Origin of the sequence: Moorena sp. SIO4G3 (assembly GCF_010692305.1) — a bacterium.
Taxonomy (GTDB): Bacteria; Cyanobacteriota; Cyanobacteriia; order Cyanobacteriales; family Coleofasciculaceae; genus Moorena; species Moorena producens_A.
Window position 1 is genome coordinate 3,348 of record NZ_JAAHIG010000034.1, and the last position, 24,683, is coordinate 28,030.

At 42.8% G+C, this 24,683-nt stretch carries 23 protein-coding genes and 1 tRNA gene; 11 read left to right on the plus strand and 13 right to left on the minus strand.

What is annotated here, in order from left to right; translation table 11 throughout:
• The 5 genes from F6J99_RS08835 to F6J99_RS08855 all read right to left on the minus strand — a co-directional run.
• A partial coding sequence (locus tag F6J99_RS08835; RefSeq protein ID WP_293112602.1) for a hypothetical protein occupies nt 1–2,585 on the minus strand: 2,585 nt, incomplete at its 3' end.
• Nucleotides 2,542–2,703, minus strand: a complete 162-nt coding sequence (locus F6J99_RS08840) for a hypothetical protein (protein ID WP_293112603.1) — start codon at nt 2,701–2,703, stop codon at nt 2,542–2,544. The genes F6J99_RS08840 and F6J99_RS08835, both read right to left, overlap by 44 nt.
• A gap of 5 nt (nt 2,704–2,708) precedes the next feature.
• Complete coding sequence (locus tag F6J99_RS08845; RefSeq protein ID WP_293112604.1) at nt 2,709–3,050, minus strand: hypothetical protein; 342 nt, start codon at nt 3,048–3,050, stop codon at nt 2,709–2,711.
• A 380-nt stretch (nt 3,051–3,430) separates the two neighbouring features.
• Nucleotides 3,431–3,937: a hypothetical protein gene (locus tag F6J99_RS08850; RefSeq protein ID WP_293112605.1), complete on the minus strand. Its 507-nt coding sequence runs from the start codon at nt 3,935–3,937 to the stop codon at nt 3,431–3,433.
• Nucleotides 3,938–4,185: 248 nt separating this feature from the next.
• Nucleotides 4,186–5,286, minus strand: a complete 1,101-nt coding sequence (locus F6J99_RS08855) for a DUF2586 family protein (protein WP_293112606.1) — start codon at nt 5,284–5,286, stop codon at nt 4,186–4,188.
• A gap of 455 nt (nt 5,287–5,741) precedes the next feature.
• On the opposite strand from F6J99_RS08855, the gene rlmN reads away from it, so the two are divergent.
• Entirely contained in the window at nt 5,742–6,797 is a 1,056-nt protein-coding gene (gene rlmN / locus F6J99_RS08860) for a 23S rRNA (adenine(2503)-C(2))-methyltransferase RlmN (protein WP_293112639.1), read from the plus strand.
• 292 nt (nt 6,798–7,089) lie between these two features.
• On the opposite strand, the gene F6J99_RS08865 is transcribed toward rlmN, so the two are convergent.
• From F6J99_RS08865 to F6J99_RS08875, 3 genes are all read right to left on the minus strand, one after another.
• On the minus strand, nt 7,090–7,272 hold the full coding sequence (locus F6J99_RS08865; RefSeq protein WP_075899919.1) for a replication restart DNA helicase PriA: 183 nt from the start codon (nt 7,270–7,272) through the stop codon (nt 7,090–7,092).
• A 21-nt stretch (nt 7,273–7,293) separates the two neighbouring features.
• Complete coding sequence (locus tag F6J99_RS08870; protein WP_293112607.1) at nt 7,294–7,431, minus strand: hypothetical protein; 138 nt, start codon at nt 7,429–7,431, stop codon at nt 7,294–7,296.
• An 818-nt stretch (nt 7,432–8,249) separates the two neighbouring features.
• Entirely contained in the window at nt 8,250–9,548 is a 1,299-nt protein-coding gene (locus F6J99_RS08875; RefSeq protein ID WP_293112608.1) for a transposase, read from the minus strand.
• Nucleotides 9,549–9,610: 62 nt separating this feature from the next.
• Between F6J99_RS08875 and F6J99_RS08880 the strand changes: the two genes are divergently transcribed.
• From F6J99_RS08880 to F6J99_RS08905, 6 genes are all read left to right on the plus strand, one after another.
• Nucleotides 9,611–9,793: a hypothetical protein gene (locus F6J99_RS08880; protein WP_083305168.1), complete on the plus strand. Its 183-nt coding sequence runs from the start codon at nt 9,611–9,613 to the stop codon at nt 9,791–9,793.
• Nucleotides 9,794–10,196: 403 nt separating this feature from the next.
• Nucleotides 10,197–11,396 carry a glycosyltransferase gene (locus F6J99_RS08885; RefSeq protein WP_293112609.1) on the plus strand — a complete coding sequence of 400 codons (1,200 nt, stop codon included), beginning with the start codon at nt 10,197–10,199 and terminating at the stop codon, nt 11,394–11,396.
• Nucleotides 11,397–11,966: 570 nt separating this feature from the next.
• Nucleotides 11,967–12,872 carry a sulfotransferase gene (locus F6J99_RS08890; RefSeq protein ID WP_293112610.1) on the plus strand — a complete coding sequence of 302 codons (906 nt, stop codon included), beginning with the start codon at nt 11,967–11,969 and terminating at the stop codon, nt 12,870–12,872.
• Nucleotides 12,873–13,171: 299 nt separating this feature from the next.
• A complete protein-coding gene (locus tag F6J99_RS08895; protein ID WP_293112640.1) occupies nt 13,172–14,149 on the plus strand; it encodes a glycosyltransferase family 10 in 978 nt (325 codons plus the stop codon).
• Nucleotides 14,150–14,155: 6 nt separating this feature from the next.
• Entirely contained in the window at nt 14,156–15,163 is a 1,008-nt protein-coding gene (locus F6J99_RS08900) for an Npun_R2821/Npun_R2822 family protein (RefSeq protein WP_293112611.1), read from the plus strand.
• A gap of 10 nt (nt 15,164–15,173) precedes the next feature.
• Nucleotides 15,174–16,094, plus strand: coding sequence for an Npun_R2821/Npun_R2822 family protein (locus tag F6J99_RS08905; protein ID WP_293112612.1), 921 nt, complete (start codon nt 15,174–15,176; stop codon nt 16,092–16,094).
• 55 nt (nt 16,095–16,149) lie between these two features.
• Here the strand turns inward: F6J99_RS08905 and F6J99_RS08910 are convergent, their stop codons facing one another.
• The 3 genes from F6J99_RS08910 to F6J99_RS08920 form a co-directional block, all read right to left on the minus strand.
• The gene (locus F6J99_RS08910; RefSeq protein WP_158069591.1) at nt 16,150–16,326 is read right to left on the minus strand and encodes a hypothetical protein; all 177 of its coding nucleotides are present in this window, start codon (nt 16,324–16,326) and stop codon (nt 16,150–16,152) included.
• A 495-nt stretch (nt 16,327–16,821) separates the two neighbouring features.
• Complete coding sequence (locus tag F6J99_RS08915) at nt 16,822–17,100, minus strand: hypothetical protein (RefSeq protein ID WP_293112641.1); 279 nt, start codon at nt 17,098–17,100, stop codon at nt 16,822–16,824.
• Nucleotides 16,988–17,473, minus strand: coding sequence for a hypothetical protein (locus F6J99_RS08920; RefSeq protein WP_293112642.1), 486 nt, complete (start codon nt 17,471–17,473; stop codon nt 16,988–16,990). The genes F6J99_RS08915 and F6J99_RS08920 overlap by 113 nt, the downstream gene beginning before the upstream one ends.
• On the opposite strand from F6J99_RS08920, the gene F6J99_RS08925 reads away from it, so the two are divergent.
• Together F6J99_RS08925 and F6J99_RS08930 are read left to right on the plus strand one after the other, a co-directional pair.
• Nucleotides 17,460–17,618, plus strand: coding sequence for a hypothetical protein (locus F6J99_RS08925; protein WP_293054651.1), 159 nt, complete (start codon nt 17,460–17,462; stop codon nt 17,616–17,618). The genes F6J99_RS08920 and F6J99_RS08925 overlap by 14 nt on opposite strands.
• 6 nt (nt 17,619–17,624) lie before the next feature.
• Nucleotides 17,625–18,311, plus strand: a complete 687-nt coding sequence (locus F6J99_RS08930) for an FAD-dependent oxidoreductase (RefSeq protein WP_293112613.1) — start codon at nt 17,625–17,627, stop codon at nt 18,309–18,311.
• 54 nt (nt 18,312–18,365) lie between these two features.
• Here F6J99_RS08930 and F6J99_RS08935 read toward each other — a convergent pair.
• Both F6J99_RS08935 and F6J99_RS08940 read right to left on the minus strand, forming a co-directional pair.
• Nucleotides 18,366–18,437, minus strand: a tRNA-Asn gene (locus F6J99_RS08935).
• Nucleotides 18,438–18,668: 231 nt separating this feature from the next.
• A complete protein-coding gene (locus tag F6J99_RS08940; RefSeq protein WP_293112614.1) occupies nt 18,669–20,846 on the minus strand; it encodes a serine/threonine-protein kinase in 2,178 nt (725 codons plus the stop codon).
• Between the two features lie 417 nt (nt 20,847–21,263).
• Between F6J99_RS08940 and F6J99_RS08945 the strand changes: the two genes are divergently transcribed.
• Both F6J99_RS08945 and F6J99_RS08950 read left to right on the plus strand, forming a co-directional pair.
• Nucleotides 21,264–22,532 (plus strand): serine/threonine-protein kinase, encoded by a 1,269-nt coding sequence (locus tag F6J99_RS08945; RefSeq protein WP_293112615.1) that lies wholly within the window; start codon nt 21,264–21,266, stop codon nt 22,530–22,532.
• Between the two features lie 795 nt (nt 22,533–23,327).
• Nucleotides 23,328–24,653: a transposase gene (locus tag F6J99_RS08950; protein WP_293112616.1), complete on the plus strand. Its 1,326-nt coding sequence runs from the start codon at nt 23,328–23,330 to the stop codon at nt 24,651–24,653.
• Nucleotides 24,654–24,683 lie beyond the last annotated feature (30 nt).

Here is a 24,683-nt window from a genome sequence, read left to right on the forward strand (position 1 = left end):
TCCAAGTCCTCCCGATCTACTAGGTTTGAGTGCAACATGGGATCAGAGGCACTAACCAGATTAGGGTTTGCTAAATCTAGCTGTTCCTGGGAAGCTAATAATTCGGCCAGTTCCTTTAAACCCTGAACATTACTTGAATGTTTTGGTAAGAGTGCTTCATTCCTGTCCAGAGTCGGTTTTTTAGATAGAGGTTGGGTTGACGGAGCTTTGGAGGCAGGAGGTGATGCAATATCAGTATCCGCACCCAAGGGAAACCTCTGCAAGGTTTCGGGACTCGGATCATTGATTTCCTCACCACTCCCATAGCCATCAATCAGTTGATCGGGAGTTGCATGTGTAAATAGTACTTGATCTCCCGTGTGCTCCAAGTCCTCCCGATCTACTAGGTTTGAGTGCAACATGGGATCAGAGGCACTAACCAGATTAGGGTTTGCTAAATCTAGCTGTTCCTGGGAAGCTAATAATTCGGCCAGTTCCTTTAAACCCTGAACATTACTTGAATGTTTTGGTAAGAGTGCTTCATTCCTGTCCAGAGTCGGTTTTTTAGATAGAGGTTGGGTTGACGGAGCTTTGGAGGCAGGAGGTGGTGTAACATCAGTATCCGCACCCAAGGGAAACCTCTGCAAGCTTTCGGGACTCGCACCACTAATTTCCTGGGGTTGCTTAATCATGGCATGATTTGAAGAGTGAGGTGGAATGGGCATCTTGCCTTGTGGAATGGGCATCTTGCCTTGTGGAATGGGCATCTTGCCTTGTGGAATGGGCATCTTGCCTTGTGGAATGGGCATCTTGCCCGTTTCCTGCCTGGGGCTGGCAGGATGCCCACCCCACTGATATTCATCCGAAGATTCAGCCATGCCGATTTCCTCACCACTCCCATCGGAATCAATCAGTTGATCGGGAGTTGCGTTCGTAAATAGTACTTGATCTCCGTTGTCCTGCTTGTCCTCAGGTACTACTAGGTTTGAGTGCAACTTCGGATCAGAGGCACTAACCAGATTAGGGTTTGCTAAATCTAGCTGTTCTTGGGAAGGTAATAATTCGGCCAGTTCTTTTAAACCCTGAATATTACTCGAATGCTTTGGTAAGACTACTTCATTCCTCTCCAGAGTCGGTTGTTTAGATAGAGGTTGGATTGAGGGAGCTTTGGAGGCAGGAGGTGATGCAATATCAGTATCCGCACCCAAGGGAAACCTCTGCAAGGTTTCGGGACTCGGATCACTGATTTCCTCACCACTCCCATAGTCATCAATCAGTTGATCGGGAGTTGCGTTCGTAAATAGTACTTGATCTCCGTTGTCCTGCTTGTCCTCCGGTACTACTAGGTTTGAGTGCAACTTCGGATCAGAGGCACTAACCAGATTAGGGTTTGCTAAATCTAGCTGTTCCTGGGAAGCTAATAATTCGGCCAGTTCTTTCAAACCCTGAACATTACTCGAATGCTTTGGTAAGACTGCTTCATTCCTCTCCAGAGTCGGTTGTTTAGATAGAGGTTGGGTTGAGGGAGCTTTGGAGGCAGGAGGTGATGTAACATCAGTATCCGCACCCAAGGGAAACCTCTGCAAGGTTTCGGGACTCGGATCACTGATTTCCTTACCACTCCCATAGTCATCAATCAGTTGATCGGGAGTTGCATTTGTAAATAGTACTTGATCTCCGTTGTCCTGCTTGTCCTCCGGATCTACTACGTTTGAGTGCAACTTCGGATCAGAGGCACTAACCAGATTAGGGTTTGCTAAATCTAGCTGTTCTTGGGAAGGTAATAATTCGGCAAGTTCTTTTAAACCCTGAATATTACTCGAATGCTTTGGTAATACTGCTTCATTCCTCTCCAGAGTCGGTTGTTTAGATAGAGGTTGGGTTGAGGGAGCTTTGGAGGAAGAAGGGGAGAGTTTTTCATCTAGGGTCAGCTCCTGGGCAGGAGTAGTTGTGGGCAGCTTCTGCCCTGTGCCCTCTGGCTTCTGCCTTCTTGTAGCCCCTGATTCCACCCTAGACAATTGTACATCCCCTGAATTAACGAAAACGTCGCTATTATTTTCCTTGCTTACCTGATCTCTACCGACTGGTGTTGACCAACTATCCTCCATACTTGGATTAGGAGTTGGGTGTTGCTCAATTGAAGTATGAATGGGCGATGGTCTGGTTTTGGAAAAGCCCCCATTATCCCCCGAGCGAGCAATCCCTCGCTCGGGGGACTTTGAGTATGGCTCCCCCCTTATTAAGGGGGGCTGGGGGGGATCATAATCTTGCAGAAAACTTTGAAAACACGCCCTAGGGGGGGCGCAATCATACCCAGAATCAGCATCAAAAGGAGTTGCTAAACCTTTTGGGATAAACCCTGAAGTCAGCCAGGTCTCCAAAGCTGTGAATTCCTCACCTAGCTGTCCAACCTGAGATACAACTTTCTCTAAACAGCGGAGTTCCGAGCAATCCTCACTGGTCAAATAATTCCCAGCTAATCCCCCTGCGGTGTATTCACCAATCAAGGCTTGAAACTCACTACGTAGGGCTTCCCCAAGAGCCACGAGAGCCTGATTGATATTAGGAGAGCTTTCCCCAGGAATCGCCATCACTAATTTCCTCATCTAACATTTGTAAGTAGATCGAGACTTGCCCCATGGTCATTGCTTGCACTTGTTGGGGAGTCCAGCCAAATGCACGGGCTAAACGGTAGCTGGCTTTTACCAATGGGGAAGCACTCAAGCCATTTAGGTTTTTTTTTCGGTCAGCCCACTGATTTGTCTAATTTGAGCGATCAAAAAGTTAACCAACCCCAGATGCATCTTTTTGACTTGTTCTAAGGAAAGCGCTGGCTTTACCAGTGATTCTTTTATCATCAACAAGGGAATTAAGCTTGGATCATTTTTCCCTGCTTTCATAATTAGCCCAAACGTACCAATAGTCAAAGGACGTAGCTGCACAACCACATCAGCCTCTGACTGCTCATTGCTTTGAGTAGGTTGCAAGATATGTGGAGGCACTACAACATTAAAGATAACGGTAGAACCAGCTAGGAGTTCTTCTGGTGTTGGTTCCATTTGAGCATTCATTAGTTATAGCAGTTCTCATACTCATGAGGACAAAGTTTATCCCTTTAAGGCAAAAGGCAAAAGGCAAAAGGCAATATTAAATAGGGTTTTCAGGTAATCACTGTTAAACAATATTGTACCTCATATATGCGATAAAAGCTATATTTTTCATTAGTTATTTGTCATTGGGAGCAAGTCTATGTTGCAGAACAAAAGTACTATGTACCATATGAGCAAGCAAATACCCATGAGGGGGCTATAGATAATGTACAAATATTCGGCAAAAGTGACATGCTCCCCCTATTACCTATTACCTATTACCTATTACCTATTACCTATTACCCATTACCTATTACCCAGATAAGGTACAAATGTTCTGCATAAGTGACATGCTCCCATTGTCAACCCTTTTCCTCTGCACTAATTCGTAAAGCCCTAAAACTAACTCCTTCCATCACAAAATCATCTTCAGGTAAGTCAAAACTCCAGCTTTCAAACTTAACACCAAACACAGTAAGGGTACTACTTTTGTCAGGAAAGGCTGGATTTTTCAGCGCAATAACGATATTAAAGGAAGGTTGAGGAATTGCGGCAACTGGTGGAGGACTTGTTGCTCCATCACCCAGCAGCAGCCGAATTAAAGCCCCATTAACATGAGCTCGTTGCACGAAGCCAGAAACATTGATATTTCCTGGACGCAACTCCGTTGGGAAACGCTTACCAATTTCGTGGTAAGGTCGTAACTCATTTTCTACCTTGACCGTTACGTTCTGTAAGCGTCCAACTATACTCGAAAAATCGTACTCACCAATTAAACTATCCGCAAGTTTACCTTCTACTGACTCACTGTCATCGACAGCTAGAACTAACGAGGCATCAGAACCGCGAAAGACATTAACATTGGGCATACTAGTCTCCTAACTATTTCCGAAATTTAAGGATTTTCATCCTACTTTGTGAGGGCAGCTGATGGTGCGTGACCCCTTTGGGGAATTAAAAATTAAAAATTAAAAATTAAAAATTTAACAAATTTTGCAATTTTTTAATTCCGGGTACAAGCCCCCACTGATTGTCATTTTGAATTAATAATTTTGAATTTTGAATTGGAGCGTTCGCGTAGCGTGACCTGCATGTCAAGCGACTTGACTGTCTTTTTTTATTCGAGATACATCGTCACCTGGATAAAGTCGATGCTAAAGGTTGGCATCAGAGTCATGGTAACCATCACCTTCCCTTCTTTTTCTTGAGCGGGGGTTGCTGATACATCAAGTTGATAACTTACCAAGGCTTCATTATCTACCATGCGCGTCAAGAAAGCATTCAGGGTAGCTTTCATAGCTCCCCGCACTCGTTCATTATTCAACTTACCTATGTAGGGATTGCAACTGCTACGAACTCCGTAGATGGCATAGTCTACAATCCGTCTGGTAGTGATTTGCTTCCAGGCTCCATTATCACTGGTTATTCCCTTAACGATGCGAAATCCATCCCGTTTTTCTACTGTTAAAACACGGTTTGTGACCAGTTTTTCCAGTTGTGTACTGTTAAATTCCGTAGTTAGACCTTCAATTGTTAGGGTTTTGTTAGTGGGACTGGTTTGTACAGGCAACGAAGAAAGCATCCCAGCCACAGCAGCAGCTAGGTAACTACCGGGTAGCTTGTTTTGCTTTCCTTGAGATGAAACCAAAATTCCCGGTGCTGTAAAAATGATGCGGTCATTTTTGACGGTGTGGTTAGAAATATCGTCTAAGCTATCTTTACCATCGGTAAAGCCACTACCAATGATGCCAATCCGCTCTCGCTTGATTCCTGCTGTCGTCTTCAGGTGTCCCTCTAGAGCGGTTAACATCCCTGTTTTGGTAACATCTTGCCCAGCTAGTAACACAATGTTAACGATTTCGTTTTCTAGGAGAGCTAAACTTCTTGTGTAATCGTCACTGCTGGCCTCAGGAAGATATTTGTCTGCGTCAATCTTAGCTGTCCGCACGGCATAAACTGTTTGCCCTCCATTTTGATAAATCAGCTCTAGAGCACGAATTAATGTAAGTTCATTTTTAGTATCGTCTTGCCACTCGTCACTTTTACCAAAAATTTCCTTAGCTTCAGACAAGCTACCGAGCAATTGCACCTCGTCTACAGGTCCTTTTTCCGCTGTGCCGACAATTCCAATGTTGCCTGTAACTACGCCGCCAGGACTAATCAAGCCCTCATCACGCACCTCAATATAAGTGCCTGGTAAAACCATCGTCTGAGTCATGAAAACCTCCACAGGAATTGAACCATCATACCAATTCTCCTGCGCACTTTAAAATTTTACTAGTGCATCACTACCATCGGATTCCAGAAGATAATTCCCCTGAAAACTTAGTTGAACTTTGTACTGGGTCTGACCTAGCCTATCATCAGGGGGTTTTATCCAGGGCAAACCCATCTAATTTTTTTGGACAAATGACCAAAATTATGTACTGATAATTTAACAGGAGGATCGCTGTCTAAATAAGTAGCGATCGCCAACTTGCTTATTTAGTTACAATAATTAAATAAAGTTAATAAAAATTAAAAATAAGTGAGAAAAATTTTTAACAAAACTCTTTGTTAAAATCATTGACTCTGATTAGATCCTTATATCCTATTTCCCCTAAAGCCCTTATGTGCCCAGATGTTTCTATCCCTCAACCAGACCTCAGTAGCAATGGTTCAAACTCCCAAACCATGACTAATGTGAGTGGGTCAGTCTCACCACTGGTAAACTCAATTCCGCCATTGTTAGGAGGTTCTTTAATAGAGTTAACCAGCTGGATACAACAACAGGGACAACCGGCTTATCGAGGGCGTCAGTTACATGGATGGATTTATGAAAAAGGAGTGCGATCGCTTTCTGAAATTTCTGTCTTTCCTAAACAGTGGCGTAACACCGTAGCCGATGTCTCCATTGGTCGCTCAACCTTACACTACCGCTTAGAAGCAAAGGATGGTACGGTAAAATACCTGCTCCAGTTATCAGATGGTCAAATTATTGAAACTGTAGGTATTCCCACACCAAAGCGTCTGACCGTGTGTGTGTCTTCCCAGGTCGGTTGTCCCATGGCTTGTGACTTCTGTGCTACCGGTAAAGGCGGATTCACTCGCAATCTGGCTCGCCATGAAATTGTCGATCAGGTGTTAACAGTGAGGGAAGATTTTCAACAACGAGTCAGCAATGTGGTGTTTATGGGTATGGGAGAGCCCTTGCTGAATACCGAAGCTGTGGTAGGTGCAGTCAAGTCTCTTAATCAAGACCTGGGGATTGGAGCGCGATCGCTTACAATCTCAACAGTTGGTATTCCCGGTCGTATCCGCCAACTCGCTCAGCATCAACTGCAAGTCACCCTTGCTGTCAGTCTACACGCCTCAAATCAGCAGCTACGGGAGCAACTGATTCCTAGTGCCAAGCACTATCCACTCAAAGCACTACTAGATGAATGTCGAGACTATGTAAACTTAACAAGTCGCCGAGTCACCTTTGAATATATCCTTTTGGGTGGACTGAATGACTCTCAAAAACATGCTGTTGAGTTAGCTAAGAACCTGAGGGGGTTTCAGAGTCATGTCAATTTGATTCCCTACAATCCCATTAGTGAAGTAGATTACCAGCGTCCTAATTACCGCAGGATTCAAGGCTTTGTTGAAGCTCTTAAGCAGCAACACATTGCTGTCAGTGTACGCCATTCCCGTGGTCTTGACAAAGATGCCGCTTGTGGACAACTTAGAGCATCTAGGAGTACTTAGAGGTAATGTTTTGTGGAAGTGAAAAAAAAACACAAGGGATGTTTTCCTGACCCTTGTGTTAAAAACCTACCCTTGTGAGTTCGGCGTTGCTGAATCTTCGAATGAATAGGAGTAGAGTGGGCATCCTGCCTGCCTTCGAATGAATAGGAGTAGAGTGGGCATCCTGCCCGCCCGAAAATATATTGAAACTGGCAAGATGCCAGTTCCACGCAAGATGCCCATTCTACAAAACTCTTAAAATCATTCCCTTATTAAGCAATGCCGTGAGTTCGCCCCCTCACCCCCTCATTGTTTAAGCACTAGGAGCATAGATGCCAGGGGCATAAGCCTCAACCACCCTGCCAGTGCGAGTGCAGTTAATCATTAAATAATCACAGACGGGGCATTGAGTCTGGGTTAGGTGAGTGTTTTGATAATAAATCCTTTGAGCACTACTGCCACAATTAGGACAGTAAACTTTCTGTGTTATCTGCATGTTAAACCTTGTTTTATTCAGTCAGTTATTAAAAAGCGATGCAGAGGTGCGACCCGTGGCGAATTTAATTCGCCAACGGAAAGCGCACCTAAGCGGTCTTGGGGAGGCAGCGCGGTCTTGGGGGTCTCCCCCATGAGCGACTGCCGTGGTTTCCCCCATGAGCGACTGCATCAAGAAATGACTGCCTCTAACAAGCACCGACCCTGGTTCAACCATCTACTAGTAGCGCACCGCAAGCTGATGATGTAAGCTTTTCGTTGGTTTTGAATGGTAGCTTTACTTTATTTGTGCCGTCTTGTACTAGTTAGATATGAGCATTCAACTGATTAATCTGGAGGCAGCAATCGTTAATCTTTCCTTAACTATTGTATTTAAGTCTTAGTTTTTTGGAAATTAATTTAACAATACTTAGCAATATTGTTTGCATTTTTTAATATTCTCAAGATATTGGCACTCCAAGACTAGGTTTTTTGATTAAAAATAAGCTTCTATCCTATGGGTTTATAATTGATCCCTAATTGATCCCTGATTGATTACTGATGAAGTTATGTTATTTTTTATACAATCGAATTATAATATTGGCCGTAGACAAAACTAGTTTTCTGACAACAGATGTTAAATATGATACGGTATTCGTTTAATTACTTATCCTATCGAAGATCAGGTAATTGGATCGGGTAATTGGTAATTGGTAATTGACGATTCTCGATTCATATGTTAAGTGGGTTAACCAATCCCTTGCCCAATCTTCAATTATGTGTAGCGAGCTTGAACCTCCCCACCCTGTAGAGGGATGGGGATTCCCAGGCACAACAACGTTCGTTGCTGTTATTTCCATGGGCGTGACTTTCCCCCGCACCGGAGGTAGCTGAGTTTAAAGTTACCGTAAGAACAAGGCAGCCTTTATAGTTAAAGGGTTATGCGTAAAAGGTTCTAGGTTGTTGTAATAAGGCTGCCTTGTTCTAAGGCGCGCGTCTCTAGGGGTCAATTCCCAGTTTTTTGAGACCCCTAAGTTTTATATTTACTGCCCCATTAATGTCAGCATCATCGTAATGACCACAGTTAGTACAGACAAACTTTTCCTTTTTTCTGTTTTCTTTACTAGTGTGATGACATTTTGGGCATTTTTGAGACGTGTGCTTGGGATTTATTTTTACGACCGGAACGCCTGACTTTGCGGCCACGACTTCGATCTTTTTGACCAGTTCCCCCCAAGCTGCATTAGAAATTGAGCGATTTAAACCTCTTTTTGCTGACTGTCCATTGCGGTCATAACCACCATTTTCATTGGGTCTAGGTTTGCAACGAGATTTCATTGCCTTAATATTCAAGTTCTCGAACACCAAGGCATCTGTCCCATCAACTAATTGATTGGCAACATCCCAGTGATAAGCACTACGCTTATTTGTGATACGTTCATGGAGTGAAGCTACTCTGGCGTAAGATTTCCCTCTATTCTTAGACCCTTTTCTTTTTCGACTAGCTGCTTTTTGCCTCAGTTTTAAGCGTCTTTCTCTACGCCTAAAAGATTTTTGTTTGGCTGGATTGGCTATTGTTCTCCCATTAGAAAGACTTATTAATTTGTTGATACCTAAATCACAGCCTTTAACCCTCTGAGGCTTAATCTCGCTTTTGTCTTTTACTGGAGTAGCTGGCACTGACTTATCTTCAACTTGAAGACTTACAAACCATCCGCGAGCTTTTCTGCGAACAGTAACAGATTTTAGAGCGAATCCTCCAGGAATAGGGCGAGAGTTATAAAAGCTCATCCAGCCAATTCCTGGAAAGTATATTCTGTCACCGTTTAATTTAACTTGACCAGGTGCATATTTAAAGCTTCTAAACCGCGACCTTCTCTTAGGCTTTGGGTACCCAGTTTCTCCTTTAAAAAATTTAGAGAAAGCAACATCTAACTGCCTCAGAGTTTGCTGTAAAACAGTTGAATGGATTGCCTTATACCAGGGTCTTTGCTTCTTGAGAGTGGGCAAACTTGAACTTTGTGCTTCGTAAGCACTTCTCCTTGGATTCCTTTGGCTATTCTTCCAGGGATAACCCACAGAGTAGTTTTTGCTTACAGAACAGGTCAACGGACACGCCTCTCCACCACTCCTTAAATCACAATACCTACCTAGCTTTGGAGCTTTTGCTTGGTCGTAAGAGTCGTTTCTATCTTTTAGTAAGTAATTGTACTGTGATCGCAACATGTCAAGCCACTTATTCATAGTGACTTCTTGTTGTCGGTTTGGTTTTAGTTTGTAGACGTATCCTAGTTGCATCTGTTCGACCTTGTTTCTGTGCTTTTTTAATTATAAACCCCTTAAATTAAAGTGTCAAGTAAATGTCCAAGCAAATTAGAAGAAAAGTGGGAAGACCCAGGCTCCACGATGAGGCAAAGAAGAGCTACAGTATTAAGGCTACCGAAACTGGCTGGCAGGGATTAAAATGCTTAGCTGCCTGTTCAGGATTGAGTCTGTCTGAATATTTAGAATTTCTGGGAAGGACTGGTACTCTGCCTAATTGAGGGAAAATTCATCCCCGACCTAAGAGGACGGGGTATTCTTTTCCCTCAAACTCCCTTACTGATAAATCAGGGAAATTACTGAAGCAATAGTATAGGGATTAGGCAAGACAATATAGTTGATGCAACTACCATCAACAATCAACCATTAACCATAAACCATCAGTGACTTCCGTAAATCAAAAGTGATTAACCAGACTTGATATTAAACCGCAGACACTAGCAATCGCCCTATTGCTCGAAATTAGAGATGTCCTGACGAAATGGTTTTATCAAAATCAAGAGTGTTATAAGGGGATAGCTTGGTCAAATTTGGGAAGTATGGTGGTAGAGAGCTCAGCAAATACACTAGTTAAGTATTAATGGCAAACAGAAGATCTGATCAATTAACAATTCTAAACTAACAATGAATAAACACTATATCTTTTTTACCAGAAATACTTTACCTCAACCCAATGCTGCCCACTTAGTTCATGATGTAAATTCCGCCAATGCTGCTGCTAACCTTGGTTATTCTACTGTTTTAGTCTATCTTCACCCCCCAGAGAAATCCCTGAATCCCTTAGACTGGGTTTATCCATTTCGGCTCCAACAGCCACCGGAAAACCTGACCAAGTTTTACAGTATTCAGGATCAGCTCAAGGTGGCTCCCCTAGCTATGCCTTGGCCCATTGGTCACATCAAAGGCAAACTAACTAGCCCCAGCACAATCGTTTGTCGTTACTATTTTCCAATTCATATTTTTCCCCATACTCAAATCTTACACACCTTGGATTGGAATTTAGTAAAAACAGCCATCAAGCATGGTATTCCAGTCATTTATGAGCGGGAACATTATAAAAAAAGTGACTATGATCAATCGATTGTCCAAAACCCACTTTTTAAAGTTGCAGTCACCGTAGCTGATAATATTCGGGACGATATGATTCGTAGGGGTATGCCCCCAGAAAAGATTATCAAACTCCATAGTGGCTTCAATCAGTCTTTTTTAGTAAGACAACCAGAACCAGCCTCTGAATGGCGCAAAAAACTTTTGGTGGATAACCGCCAAAGGTTAGTGGTCTATTCAGGAGGACTCTATCGCTTCAAAGGGGTCAACTTATTAGTTGATGTTGCTAAAGAATTACCACAGATTCAATTTGTCTTTGCTGGTGGCAACGAATCTCAAGTACAGTCTTATCAGCAGCTAGCTCGGGAAAAGCAAGCTAACAATGTTACCTTCTTAGGTTATATTCCCCACCAGCAGCTTCCCAGCTTACTCCAAGCTGCTGATGTGTTGGCTCATCCTCACTGTTCTGGTGAGGCCGCTAGCTTTACGTCTCCTCTCAAGCTCTTTGAGTATATGGCTTCAGGAACTCCGATTGTGGCAACAGAAATTCCTCCGTTGATGGAATTTAAATCATCGAGTGCTATTGCTGGCTGGTGTGAACCCGATAACCCAGCTCAATTGACTCGTTGCCTCCAGCAGGTATTAGAAACCTATCCCAGAAACGTGAATGGTTATGCTGCTCAAATTGAGTGGGGGCGTCAGTTTTCTTGGGAAAATAGAATGGCCAAAATTCTGAGCAATGTAGCAGAATCTATACATCCTATAATATCTGATTAATAGGGTTACGCTTAGGGTTAAAGTAATCATTGAGCTATCAGCTATCAGTTATCAGTTATAGCGCTACGCGCCAGGCATGCTAGCAATAGGCAATAGGCAATAGTGAAGAAAAAAGCTTACTAATCAAGGGATTGAGCGATTTTAATTTTTCTTCACTTGTCAAACACCATAGTGCGTAGTGCTATATCAGCTTAAGCGCTACTTGAGGTGCTGCGCGAACAGCTTTTGAATCAGCGATGCCTCAGGTGCGACCCGTGGCCAATTTAATTACGGGTCAAACGCACCATTACGGTCTTGGGGAGGCAGCGCCGACCTGCGGGGGTTTCCCCCACTCGCGCTTTGCATCAAAAACTGATCTCAATTTCGGTTATGCTTACTACAAATACTTGCCGATATCGAGAGCTCGATATCGGGTGATGAGGTGATGGGGAGATCAGGTCAAAAATAGGAAATAAGAAGACATGATCACATGACAATGTCAGCCCCCCTCTCCTGATCATTTCATGTCTAGTCTAAAGACTTGATTAAACACTTTTCACTTTCTCAAGGATCAGTTAACTAGATAGACTCATGACAATGCCCAACTTTTTAATCCTAGGTGCAGCTAAGGCTGGAACTACCTCAATTTATCGATATCTAAAGCAGCATCCGCAAATCTACATGAGTCCTTCCAAGGAACCTAGGTTTTTTGCTTTTGAAGGGGAAACTTTAGATTTCCGTGGTTTGGGAGATGAAAAAGAAGCTGATTTCATTGTTACTAATATTGACGTCTATCGTAAACTTTTTAAAAAGGTAACTAATCAAGTAGCTATTGGTGAAGCATCTACAAGTTATCTCTACATTGCGAAATCTGTTGAACGCATAAACTACTACATTCCTAAGGCGAAACTGATCGCAATTCTTCGAGATCCAGCAGAAAGAGCCTATTCAAACTATTTACATTTACTCAAGCAAGAGCGCGAGCCACTAACGGATTTTGCTGAGGCTCTTGCCCAAGAAGAGAAGCGCATTCAAAATAACTGGTGGTCCTTCTGGCACTATAAACACCAGGGACTTTACTATGTCCAAATGAAGCGTTATTATGAGGCGTTTGAAAAAAGCCAGATTAAGGTTTATCTATACGAAGATTTGACTAATAATCCTATAGGTATGCTGAAAGATATGTTTGGTTTTTTGCAGATAGACGATACCTTTACCCCAGATATATCTGAAAAAGTTAGGCAAGCTCCTCGCCTTCCCAAAAACAAAGCCTTGGAATCATTTTTGAACCAACCGCACCCAGTTAAATCCATTCTCAGTCCATTACTTCCTACTAGCCTAAGGGATAAACTAGTTAATAAGATTAGATATTTAAATCGTGGGAAACCTAAGTTATCACCAGCAGTGCGGAAGCAATTGATTGAATTCTATCGTGAGGATATCCTCCAGCTTCAAGATTTGATTGGTCGGGATCTTTCCCAATGGCTAAAGTGTTGAACATTAAGTGAACAAGTAAGTTGACAATTATAAGTTGACAATTAAGTTAAGTAAGTTAAGCTGTAAGCATTCAGAAGTCAGCCGTCAGCCGTGAGCTAAAAGCTCACGCTGCGCGAACAGCTTATTTTATTCAAAAGCACCGATTGCGCTACTTAAGGTGCTGCGCGAATAGTAGTACCTCAAGTAGCGCATAGGCTGATAGCTGATAGCTGAATGCTTACGTTAAGCTTAAACTAAGCTGATCAAATTATTATCAACTTAAACTTGATGAGTTAGGGAATTAAGCTATGTCCAAAACTATGGACAAAAAAGTTATCGGTATGATAAGTAGCTATAAGGCACTGAAACCCAGTCCTGTTGATTGGCTATGGAAGCAAACCCCTCGTCCTTTGGGGGTTTGGAAAAATATTCAAATGATAGCTACTGCACCTCAACCGGATTTTTTACTGCTATACAACTTTAACGAATTTTCTGACATCGAACCACGATTACCCAAATTTGGCAACTTTTTTGGGCTAGCTCACAAGCCCCCTGAGCCGAAAGTCCCAGATCTCAAGACTCTCTTGCGGGGAGTGCCAAAAGAACGGATTATTTCTTTGGTGCGGGAACCTCCATTCCCAGAACGGGAAGAGATCCGAATTAATGAATATAAACAAGCTCAGGAATACTGTGGCTATGTATGTGGTCCTGATGATTTTGCGCCCATTCCTGACTATATGCCTGCTATTTCATACCACAACAATTCGTTTCGTGAATTGAATGAAATGGGACCACCTGAAAAAACTCGTTCTTGTTGTTGGATTACCTCCGGTATTGCTCGTACGGCTAATCATCGTCAGCGTTTGGCGTTTTTGAAGCTGTTGAGGGACAGTGATCTAGAATTTGACGTGTATGGACGGGATTTGCCAGACTGGGTAAACGGATATGGAAAAGTAGGGAATAAGTGGAATGCGATGGCTCCTTATTACTACAACCTGGCGATTGAAAACTATGCTGGTAATGATTGGTATGTGAGTGAAAAGTTGTGGGATGCTTTATTAGCCTGGTGTTTACCCATCTACTATGGTGGTTCTGGTGCTGATAAATTATTGCCTCCAGGAAGCTTTTTGAGACTGCCAAGTGAGGATGAAAAGGGCTTAGCTTACATTCAGGAAGTGACCGCTACACTGGATGCATGGCATGAGGCTCTAGATGCGATCGCAGAAGCACGTCAAATCATTTTACATGAGTTGAATTTACTCAACTTCTTGTCTAAGGTAGTGGAAAAACTGGGGTAAGTCTAGATGAGCACAGGAATTTATACATTAGCTAATGATGTGGTTTACGACCAACTGGTAGCACTGCTCAATAGTATAGAAGTTAATGCTGGCAAAGAGACTCCAGTTTGTGTGATTGCCTACAATGATCAGTTAGACAAGGTCCGTCAAGACATTGCCACCCGAGATAATGTAATCTTGCTGGATAATCCAGAACTATTTGTCCGTTGGGAAGAGTTTTCCTACCGTGTCTGGAAAACTCACCCCTCAGCCTTACAAGAATGGCAGGCACAAGGCATGAAGACGAAATTCTATCGGGTTGGTGAAAATCATCGTTACTGTGCCTTTGATCCAGAGAGTCCATTTGAAAAATTTATCTATCTCGATGCTGACACTCTGCTGATGAATTCGTTAGATTTCGTCTTTAAGCAGTTAGATGAGAGTGATTTTGTGGTTTATGACTTTCAGTATAAAGACCCAGCACATATTTTTAACGTAGGCTCACCGAAGTTACTAGAAGTATTCGATGAATCCCAGATTAATTCAGAAATTTTCTGTTCCGGATTTTATGGGGCTAAGCGAGGATTATTTCCTGAAGAGCAGCGAGAATGGTTAGTTTCTCAATTAGCTAATGGGGAAGCAGAGGTTCTGTATAAGCGAGCCCCTAACCAATCTGTACTCAACTACATGAGGATGAGGTCTGGGTTATCAATCCATAATTTTGCTGTGAGTTTGCCTAAAGATAAAAGAGCAGGCAATTCCGTAACATCTCCTCACTTTGAGGTTCGGGATAATCTACTTTATGATCATGGGAATCGCCTGACTTATCTCCATTACATTGGAATCAAATCAAAAGTTTTCAATAAACTGTGTGCTGGGGAGAATATCGACTTTCCCTACCGGGATATTTTCTTACATTACCGATATTATCATCAACCCGAAAAACGTCCTCAGTTTACTACTAAGGCTAAACCTTACAACCAGCCTCCTAGTTTAACCACTAAAGTCTTCAAAAAGTTAGGATTGAGTCGTTGAGGCAGATTTTATGAATCGTGGAATTTACATCACTGCTAATGACCGGGTGATTGAGCAGTCTATTGCATTACTAAATAGTATCCGCTCTTATGATAGTGATACCCCAATTGTTTTGATTCCCTATGATGACAATTATCAAAAGGTGGCTCAAATTCTGAAAGAGTCCTATGGGGTAGAGATTTATCCAGATTTGGCATTTATCGAACGCCTGTCTACTAAGCTACACGAAATTTTCGGGGAAGGATTTTTTGCTAGACCGAATCAGTTCCGCAAACAGGCTTGCTGGTTTGGAACCTTTGATGAATTTATTTATATCGATACCGATATCGTTGTTTTTGAGAAGATAGCAGATACTCTTGACTACCTGGCTGACTATGATTTTATTTGCTGTGATTACCAGCATGTCGGGGGAATCACTAATGTTTTCACCCCTAAAGTTATTGAAGATAATATTTTTAGTGAAGCGGAACTGAAGGATATCTTTAATGGGGGGTTTTGGGGAGCCAAGAAAAATAAGATTAGTGAAGAAACTTTATATGAAACCTTTGCTGAGTGTGCGGCTCATCCCGAGTATTTTGACTTTTCCCAGAAAACCTCCGATCAGCCGATTATCAACTATATGATATTGAAGCAGATGCACCACCGATTTAATATTGTGTGTAGACCAGGGGGAGCTCCAGGAAATTGGGCAGGTAGTAAACAATTTCAAACCCAAGGAGTACGACTTATTGATCCAAATTTGAATCAACCCCTACAATATCTACACTGGGCTGGTATTCGTATTCAGCCTGGTTGTCCTTATTGGGATATCTGGAAACATTACCGCTATTTGAATGAACCTATGCCAGAGGATGAGTCTTTGCAGCCTAAAACTCAGAAGAGCTTATGGGAACAAATTACCAACAAATTACACAAATCACTGAAAAAGTAAAGCGGATTTAGTCCTAAAAAGGTGACAAAAAGGGTTAATGAAGTAGTCTCAGATGTCAGTTTGATGGTAAGTTACTCACAACTTCTTCTGTAAAGTCCGATGCCGGAGGAGCAGAAGAAGTTGAGTCGGTGCTCATTAAACCGAAATCTGACGATAAATAAAGTACTAAGGTGAAGGTGATAGCTAAGATAAGTTTTTCCAACATTTTACACTCCTCTAGTCGCAACGTCATCTAGTAGTAACGTTATTAAGTAGTTACCCCTATCTTCAGTATCCTGAATTTTTCGTGGATCGTAGGTGATCCTGTGGTAATAGGGGTTGTGACAATTGTCATAACTTTAGGTGACGTAAATCATCGACAAAAAGTTTCTTTTGTGCCAATAAAAATAGGTAGAGAGTTGGTTCACTCACAGATGGGGTGATGGGGTGATAGGGGGATGGGTGATGGGGTGAAGTTAATTCAAGTTAATTCAAGTACGGCGAAGGATTTGGGTGATCTAATGATTTTGCTGCCAGTATAGTTGTGTCAAAATATTTTCTCCTAGTCATACTTTCTCAAGTTTGTGAGAAATCTCAGGATTACTAGTTAAGTTTTTGAGCCTCTAGCGGCAGCACTGACCCAATCGACTAAAAAAGTCAAAATCACGAAACATGCGCAGCGTTACCACTACACTGCTATAGTCAAAGCTGCTCAATTGTTCGGTCAGCAACAGACCTAACCCTCCAGCTACGACTTACCGACCATGACAGTCTCCCGGATGCAGACTTCCCAGCGATAGAGGATATAAGCTAGGAAACGGGGCAAGTTAATCGGTAGTATCCCATAGAGAAATAGCAGGGTTCCTGGAGTTCCCTGGGCTTTCAAGGCTTCTTTAGGAGGCTTTTCCAGGTTTTCATTGGTTTCTCTGATTAATCTGCCTAGAATACCGAGGTTGTTTAATCCCAGTGCGATCGCACCGGGTAAAATTCCAGGAAACAGGACAAACAGCGCTACTATTGCCCAAATCGGTGGCGGAATGGCTCGGCAAAAGAGTAGGACTATCCGAGGCACGCACCAGTATTGTCCAACCTTGTACCGACGCAATAGTTAATGCCTTGGGATTGGGATTGAGCAATCCACCGGGAAGGATAAAATTATGGGCTGCTGGAAAAGACAGAACATAGAAAAATGTCCACAGTTGCTCGTAACGCAGGGACTGTAAACTCAGAAACATCTGATAACCTAATCCTCCAGCACCAATAATCCCCAGTACTGTTGCTGAGCGAATGGCACAATCAAAGCGATAGACAGTGTAGGAAAGAAGATTTAAAAAGGCTTGGGGAATCAGACTGTACAGAAGTGCAGTTAAGGGGGATACGCCACTATTGAGCAAAGCCATTAAGGGTTCCCGTGGCGTTTCATCCAGAATTTTTGATTACTTGTCGATTGATATTGGCAGTACGCCAGCAACAATGTTAACGCCAGGAGCGGACAAGTATGCGATCGCTGCTAAACCCGTCCCTAAGTTTTTGGCAGCTTGGTAGAAAATCGTGGCAGGAGTCACACAGAACCCAAAGCAACCTCTGAGCCTTGGTATCGTTGGTGGTGGGGCAGGGGGAGTAGAATTGGCACTGAATGTACAAGGGAAATTACATAAACTATTGCATCAACGATTGACTAATGATTCCCACCCCAGTAAGAATTTACAAATTCACCTGTTCCATCGAGGCACTAAACTGTTACCCCATCACAATTCTTGGGTCAGCAACCACTTAAAAAAAATTTTATTACAGCGGGAAATTCAGCTTCATTTACTCGAACGTGTCAGCCAAATATCTCCCCATTTCGATCAGAATCAACTGAATCAATCGATAGCAAACAATAATAGTGACAGTGCTCATTTAGACCCCCAATTACTACCCCAATTACTAACGGTAATCTGTGACTCTGGATTAAAGGTAGAATGCCATCATGTCTTTTGGGTCACTCAAGCTTCGGCTCCGAGTTGGATTAAAGCCTCAGGATTAACCACAGATGAGCGAGGATTTATTCTCGTGGCTGATACCCTCCAATCAATTTCCCACCCTCATATCTTTGCAGCCGGTGATATTGCTACTATGCAAAATTACCAACGTCCCAAAGCGGGGGTATTTGCCGTTCGTCAGGGCAAGCCGTTATTTAAAAACCTGCAACGAATTGTATTAGGAAAAAAACTTATCCCCTCTCCATCCCTATAGTAAGACGAGTGGGGAGTCCCGCTAACAGCGCGTTAATTCAACGTATTAATTAAACTCCCCAGGCAAGATTCGAACTTGCGACCAATCGGTTAACAGCCGACCGCTCTACCGCTGAGCTACTGAGGATTGCCAAACAATTGCTCTTCACATCTACTTATTATAATCATACAGTACAAAGTCTGGCAAGTACTTTCGCAAATTTTTTTGAAATCACTGTGGTGTCGGGAGTTTTGAGTACAAGGGAAAGTAAACAATAAAGAGTTAACACTAAGCAGTCAAGTAAATATAAGCCAGTCAGTAGTCATCAGTCAGTAGTCACCAGTCAGTAGTCACCAGTCAGTAGTCAACAATACTATCCTAATCGTTGACTTCTTGCCACTGTAGCCCATGCTTGAGTGGGGAACGGCTTGATTCAACGTTGACCTTGAGCAACGGTTTTTGGTTAACCCCTGATTGCCTTTGTTTTTCTAACACTGCTTTGGCTAATGCAGCTTGTCGTTCCACTTCTTCCTTTAAATGCTGCTTACGGGAATACTCAGCTATCTTGATTCTCGCTTTCTGGTAGGTGGGGGTTTCTTTAGGGATTTGAGACAAATACACTAGCGCTTGAATAAAGTTACCCTGTCCTCCTTGTTCATAGGCTTCTTGTAACAAGTACTCTGCTCGAATCTGTTGCTTTTGCTGATATTCCTTCAGCTTTGGTTGGACTTTAGCACCGGTGGGGGTTTCTGGATGGATTTGTTCGAGTAGTGCGATCGCATTGCTAAAGTCTTGGGCTAATGCTTGTTTGTAGGCTTGCTTTAATAACCCTTGGGCTTCTGCCTCAAGGCGAGGTTTTGCCTTCTTGACTAAGGGCTCCATCTTCTTTTGCCAAAAGCCAATTGAGGGCATTTTATCGTATCCCTCAAGCACATCTGACCATCGTTCTTGATAAAAGGCTTGCTCTGTAGCCTTAAATAGAGCTTCAGCACCTTGCCATTGTTGCTGCCACTGTTGAACCGTATTTAGGGATTGTTCATAGATCAGACTATCGCTAGGAATCGATTCTGCTAGTGCGATCGCTTCCTCCAAATCACCGGCTTGATAGTGTTTGATTGCCTTTTGTAGAATATCAAATTCAGAACGAGACGCAGAAGCATTCAGTAGAGCATAAAGTCCGATTAAAATCGCTATACCATTGGAGCTTGCTGCTCCGACTCCGATTCTTTTCAGTAAAGGTGGCAATTTTGGCCAGCTATATAGGGCGAATTCACGGACATACACTTTCCAATGTAATTCCGGCTCATCATTGCTAAGTGCTGAGTCGTTATTACTAGTTTTTGAGTCTTGAGTGCTGAGTGTTTCCTGCTCAGTTTTGACTCCTGAGTCAGACAATGGCGCTGCCTGTTTTAATTCTTGTGAGCTAGACTCCCTAGTCAGTGCTGAGTCTTCAATGGTAACCCTTGAGTCAGACTGAGTATCCAGAACCTTGAATTCAAGAGTGTCATTGTCACTAAACTCGATACTGAGTGCTGAGTGCTCGGTTATCAGTTCTGAGTCAGACTGAGTATCCAGAACGTGGAATTCAAGAGTGTCATTGTCACTAAACTTGATACTGAGTGCTGAGTGCTCGGTTATCAGTTCTGAGTCAGACTTAGCAATAGATACTTTTAACTCAGGACTTTGAGTAGACATGAGTGTTTTAAGTACGATTAATGCATCATTTGCTGACTGATAACGCAATTTGCTGTTGTAAGAGACCATATGGTTGAGTACAAACGCCATTTTATCGCTAACCGATACATGGTTTCGCCAATGAATCTCACCAGTCTCAGGGTCAGCCAATTGCATTGGGGTCATGCCTGTGAGGGCGTGAATCGCAATCATTCCTAGGGAATAAATGTCACTGTTAGGAAAGGATTGACCAGCAAGTTGCTCTGGGGGTATGTAGGCGAAGGGACGAATTGTGCTGGATGCATCAGACCGTGGATACTCGGTCAGATGGGCTTTGATTGGCTTTGAATTAATCAGCTCAGCAGCACCAAAGTCAATCAAAACTAGCCTACGGTCTGACCCTCGTCTGATTAGGTTATTGGGTTTGAGGTCTCTATGAATTATCCCTTGGCGGTGAATAAATTCTAGAATGCCTAGAACATCTTCTAATAGTTCAATGCACTGGTTTTCGCTAAAGCGTTTATTACTGTTTTGGCTGATTGGCAGTTCAGTACTAAGAGTTTCTCCGACAATTAAGTTTTGAACTAAGTAAAATCCCTGGTTATCTTCAAAATAATCAAGTAGACGGGGAATTTGGTTATGGCTGCCCAGTTTGATCAAGGTTTGAGCTTCATTGAGCCAGAGACGCTTAAGAAATTGCCATTTTTGAGGATCATCGCTTTTGGGCTGAAGATACTTAATCACATAGCGGGGATTGCCCTGTTGTCGGGTATCCTCTGCGATATAGGTTTTGCCAAATGCCCCAGCACTTAAAGATTCAATGATTTTATAACGCCCGTTGAGGAGCTTTCCCCATAAGGAATGATTTGGATTAATTTTCAAAGAATTTTTTCCTACCAGAATCACTTCTATTTAGTTTTTTTCAAGAAACCAACAGTGTTTCCGGAATTAGTGGTTGATAGAAGTAATTGGATTTGCGGTAGCGTCACCCGGTAGGAAATGGGATGTAAGCAATCAGCTATATTAAATCAGCTATATTAAATAAGATATATTAAATCACCTATCAGTGATCAGTAATTTTAATCATGGGCGTTACTCCCGTTGCAGGATGATATGACAATTGTTGACAACCCCAAAGCTTCCACTCTTCACCCTTCTTCCCTCTCCGGATGTTGTCCTCATTTGCTACAACAGAAAGCAACTGGGTATAAAAACTATATGCCAGGATAGAGATTAGATGTGTGTTCTTCGGTGGTCATCATATCCGCTTCTTAAACATGGAAAGTTGAAATTAGCACTATGAGCAAGGATCTAGACTTTAGCCCCCAGGGCTATGAAATTAAACAAGAGTTAGGACAAAATCACGCTGGGGGTAGAGTCACCTACCTGGCGACACAACTGGAGACTCAGCAACCGGTTGTGATTAAGCAGTTGCAGTTTTCCCAATTAGGTACTAGCTGGGCAGAATACGACACTTATGAACGAGAAATTAAACTCCTGCAGCAGCTAAATCATCCTAGCATTCCTCGCTATATCGATTCTTTTGACACTCCCACTGGATTTTGCTTAGTCCAAGAATATAAACCAGCACCTTCCCTCGCGGAAGATTACCACTGGACACCAGAAGAAGTTAAGCAAATTGCGATCGCGGTCTTGGAAGTCTTGGTTTACTTGCAACGGCGGCAACCTCCTGTGATTCATCGAGATATTAAACCAGAAAATATTTTGGTTGATAGACAGGGCAACTTGAAGGTGTATCTAGTAGATTTCGGTTTTGCCCGGATAGCAGGTGGGGATGTGACCCTCAGTAGCGTTGTTAAAGGTAGTGTAGGGTTTATGCCACCAGAGCAGATGTTTAATCGGCAATTGACCAAAGCATCTGATCTGTATAGCTTAGGAATAACCCTGATTTGCTTGCTGACAGGGACAAAATCTAGCGATATCAACACCTTAGTTGATGAGAATTATCGGATTAATTTTAAACCACTGTTGCCCAAGCTAAATCCCCAGTTTATTCATTGGCTCCACAAAATGGTGGCACCTAACCTCAAACATCGCTATCCCGATGCAGCAACTGCCCTCAAAGCCCTGAAGCCGATTGATGTGGTGAATGATGTCACTCCTCTAAAAACACTGTTGCAGGCTATACAACCAACAAAAGCAGTAGTAAAACTTGCCACCCTCAGTCTTGTGGCTGCTTCTTCATCGGCTATAACCTATGCCTGGATCACCAGTCCAGCCAGACAGTTGCTAACCAGTGGAGAATGCCAAGGCTGCAATCTCCCAAATATCAACCTACAGGATAAGAACCTCAATAAAGCTAAGCTGCAGGGGGCTAATCTGAGTGGTGCCGACCTAGAGGGGACTAACCTGTGGAAAGCTAACCTCAAGGGGGCTAACCTGTCGGGAGCTAACCTCGAGGGGGCTAACCTAAACGGTGCTCTCTTGCATGGTGCTAACCTGGGCGGAGCTAACCTCAAGGGCGCTAACTTAGACATCAAGAGGGCTAAGCGCTGGCGTATTAACCTCAAGGGCGCAACTATGCCTGATGGCTCTGTACATAAGTAAGCTGTTATGCATGAAAAATGCCGGAAGCATTCAGCGGTCAGCCGTCAGCCGTCAGCTTAAAAGAAACCTTAGCACCTCAATTAGGGTGCCCATAGCCCATAGCCCATAGCCCATAAGCTGATAACTGATAACTGATAACTGATAACTGATAACTGATAACTGATAGCTGATAGCTGATAGCTGATAACTGATAGCTGATAGCACCTCAAGAAGCGTGGGCGTAGCGCATTAGCTGATAGCTTACAAAATGCCTAACAGCAAGGCAGAAGGCAAAAGGCAGAAGGCAGAAGGGACAAGAGTTTCAGCTTTTTTTCCTGATCTAAGCAAAGGTCGTTTCAATGGGCGATAGCTTAGTCCGATCCTGTCTGGTTGAATACTTATCATTCTGGGTTTTTCGTCAATTGAAAATCGATAATTGAAAATTAACAATTAACAATTAATAATTAACAATTAACGATTGATTAACCGTAAGCATTCAGCCGTCAGCCGTTAGCCGTTGGCCGTTAGCCGTTGGCCACGCAACTTGAGGTCCCAAAAGCCAACGTAACTCAGCATTATTCCAATGCTTACCTGTTGTCTTGATGCAGTCGCTCATGGGGGAAACCCCCTGTTCCCTTGCTGCATCGCTTATTCAAAAGCTGAACGCCCACGGGTGGGCGTAGCGCTAATCGCTGTTCGCTGATAGCTGAATACTTACAGAAAAGCGAAGGTGAAAGCCCCTGTCTTTTAAGCAGGGGATGAAACCGAGCGAGCCGTTCAGGCGCTTTCACATTTATGTGTCCTGTTTATGGTAAAATGGCTAATGCAAGGGAGGTGATAAAAGTGTACGGCTGTCAGCAGGTTTTATTAAGTCCAGATCTAGACTTGTCGGCAATTCTCAACTTTTTATGTATACAATCCCATAGATTGACAAATATGGGCATCTACTTTGCTCGTCAAATCTACTTTAAAGCCAATCGCTACATCAGCAAGTTTGAGCTAGAAAAAGAATACAAGCAAAATCGTCACTATCAGGCACTTCACTCCCAAGCAGCACAACAAATACTGCGTTCGGTTTACGAGTCCTTTAAATCCTACAAAGAATTGATTAAAGCATACCAAAAGGGGAAGATTGAGCATAGACCAAGACTGCCCAAGTATAGAAAAAAAGGAGGTTTGGCATTGGTCAGTTATCCCAAGCAAGCCTTAAGATTAATAGATGGAAACATAAGAATACCATTGGGCAGACAAGTAAAATGCTGGTTTGGCATTGATAGTTTTAGATTGCCTATTCCTAGCACTATTGAATTTGATGACATTAGAGAATTAAGAATACTGCCAAGAAATAGATGTTTCTATGTTGAGTTTGTTTATAAAAAAGAAATAGAAAAGCCAAGTGGTGAACCCGATAATGTACTTGGTATTGATCCGGGATTGGATAACTGGCTAACCTGTGTTTCTAATGTAGGGACGAGCTTTATTATTGATGGAAAGCACATCAAATCGATGAATCGTTGGTATAACAAACAGATATCAACAATCAAACAAGGCAAAGCACAAGGGTTTTGGTCTAATAAATTAGCTACGATCACCGAAAAACGTAATCGTCAGATGCGCGATGGAATTAACAAAGCCGCAAGACTAGTTATCAATCATTGCTTAGAAAATCAAATCGGTCGGGTCGTTGTTGGTTGGAATAAAGGAAACAAAAACTTGATAGAGTTAGGAAAAAAAACTAACTCCGAGTTTGTGCCAATACCTACAGCTAGACTGAAAGAGAGAATAGCCGGGCTTTGTGAACAGTATGGAATCGAGTTCATAGAAACAGAAGAAAGCTATACCAGTAAAGCATCGTTCTTAGATGGTGACTATCTGCCAAAATATGGTGAAAAACCCAAAGATTGGAAACCGTCAGGGAGAAGAACGAAGCGCGGTTTATACCGAACTGCAATGAATTGGTATGTCAATGCGGATTGTAATGGTGCTGCCAATATAATACGCAAAGTAACCAGAACGCTAGGTATGAGCCTAGACGGACTGGCTAGGGGCGTTTTGACTTCCACAGGGTTTTTCTGTGGTCAGTTAATAAGAAAACAGCGTGGAGTGACGTGGATTAATCCCGTCACGAAACATCCTTATTAGAATCCCCCGTCATTTATGCGGGGGAGTAGT

Bases quoted from the DNA above. Each gene is read 5' to 3' on its own strand.
- F6J99_RS08845 (WP_293112604.1), bottom strand. From the start codon at position 3,050: ATGAATGCTCAAATGGAACCAACACCAGAAGAACTCCTAGCTGGTTCT.
- F6J99_RS08850 (WP_293112605.1), bottom strand. From the start codon at position 3,937: ATGCCCAATGTTAATGTCTTTCGCGGTTCTGATGCCTCGTTAGTTCTA.
- F6J99_RS08855 (WP_293112606.1), bottom strand. From the start codon at position 5,286: ATGACTCAGACGATGGTTTTACCAGGCACTTATATTGAGGTGCGTGAT.
- rlmN (WP_293112639.1), top strand. From the start codon at position 5,742: ATGACTAATGTGAGTGGGTCAGTCTCACCACTGGTAAACTCAATTCCG.
- F6J99_RS08865 (WP_075899919.1), bottom strand. From the start codon at position 7,272: ATGCAGATAACACAGAAAGTTTACTGTCCTAATTGTGGCAGTAGTGCT.
- F6J99_RS08870 (WP_293112607.1), bottom strand. From the start codon at position 7,431: ATGGGGGAAACCACGGCAGTCGCTCATGGGGGAGACCCCCAAGACCGC.
- F6J99_RS08875 (WP_293112608.1), bottom strand. From the start codon at position 9,548: ATGCAACTAGGATACGTCTACAAACTAAAACCAAACCGACAACAAGAA.
- F6J99_RS08880 (WP_083305168.1), top strand. From the start codon at position 9,611: ATGTCCAAGCAAATTAGAAGAAAAGTGGGAAGACCCAGGCTCCACGAT.
- F6J99_RS08885 (WP_293112609.1), top strand. From the start codon at position 10,197: ATGAATAAACACTATATCTTTTTTACCAGAAATACTTTACCTCAACCC.
- F6J99_RS08890 (WP_293112610.1), top strand. From the start codon at position 11,967: ATGACAATGCCCAACTTTTTAATCCTAGGTGCAGCTAAGGCTGGAACT.
- F6J99_RS08895 (WP_293112640.1), top strand. From the start codon at position 13,172: ATGGACAAAAAAGTTATCGGTATGATAAGTAGCTATAAGGCACTGAAA.
- F6J99_RS08900 (WP_293112611.1), top strand. From the start codon at position 14,156: ATGAGCACAGGAATTTATACATTAGCTAATGATGTGGTTTACGACCAA.
- F6J99_RS08905 (WP_293112612.1), top strand. From the start codon at position 15,174: ATGAATCGTGGAATTTACATCACTGCTAATGACCGGGTGATTGAGCAG.
- F6J99_RS08910 (WP_158069591.1), bottom strand. From the start codon at position 16,326: ATGACGTTGCGACTAGAGGAGTGTAAAATGTTGGAAAAACTTATCTTA.
- F6J99_RS08920 (WP_293112642.1), bottom strand. From the start codon at position 17,473: ATGGCTTTGCTCAATAGTGGCGTATCCCCCTTAACTGCACTTCTGTAC.
- F6J99_RS08945 (WP_293112615.1), top strand. From the start codon at position 21,264: ATGAGCAAGGATCTAGACTTTAGCCCCCAGGGCTATGAAATTAAACAA.
- F6J99_RS08950 (WP_293112616.1), top strand. From the start codon at position 23,328: ATGGCTAATGCAAGGGAGGTGATAAAAGTGTACGGCTGTCAGCAGGTT.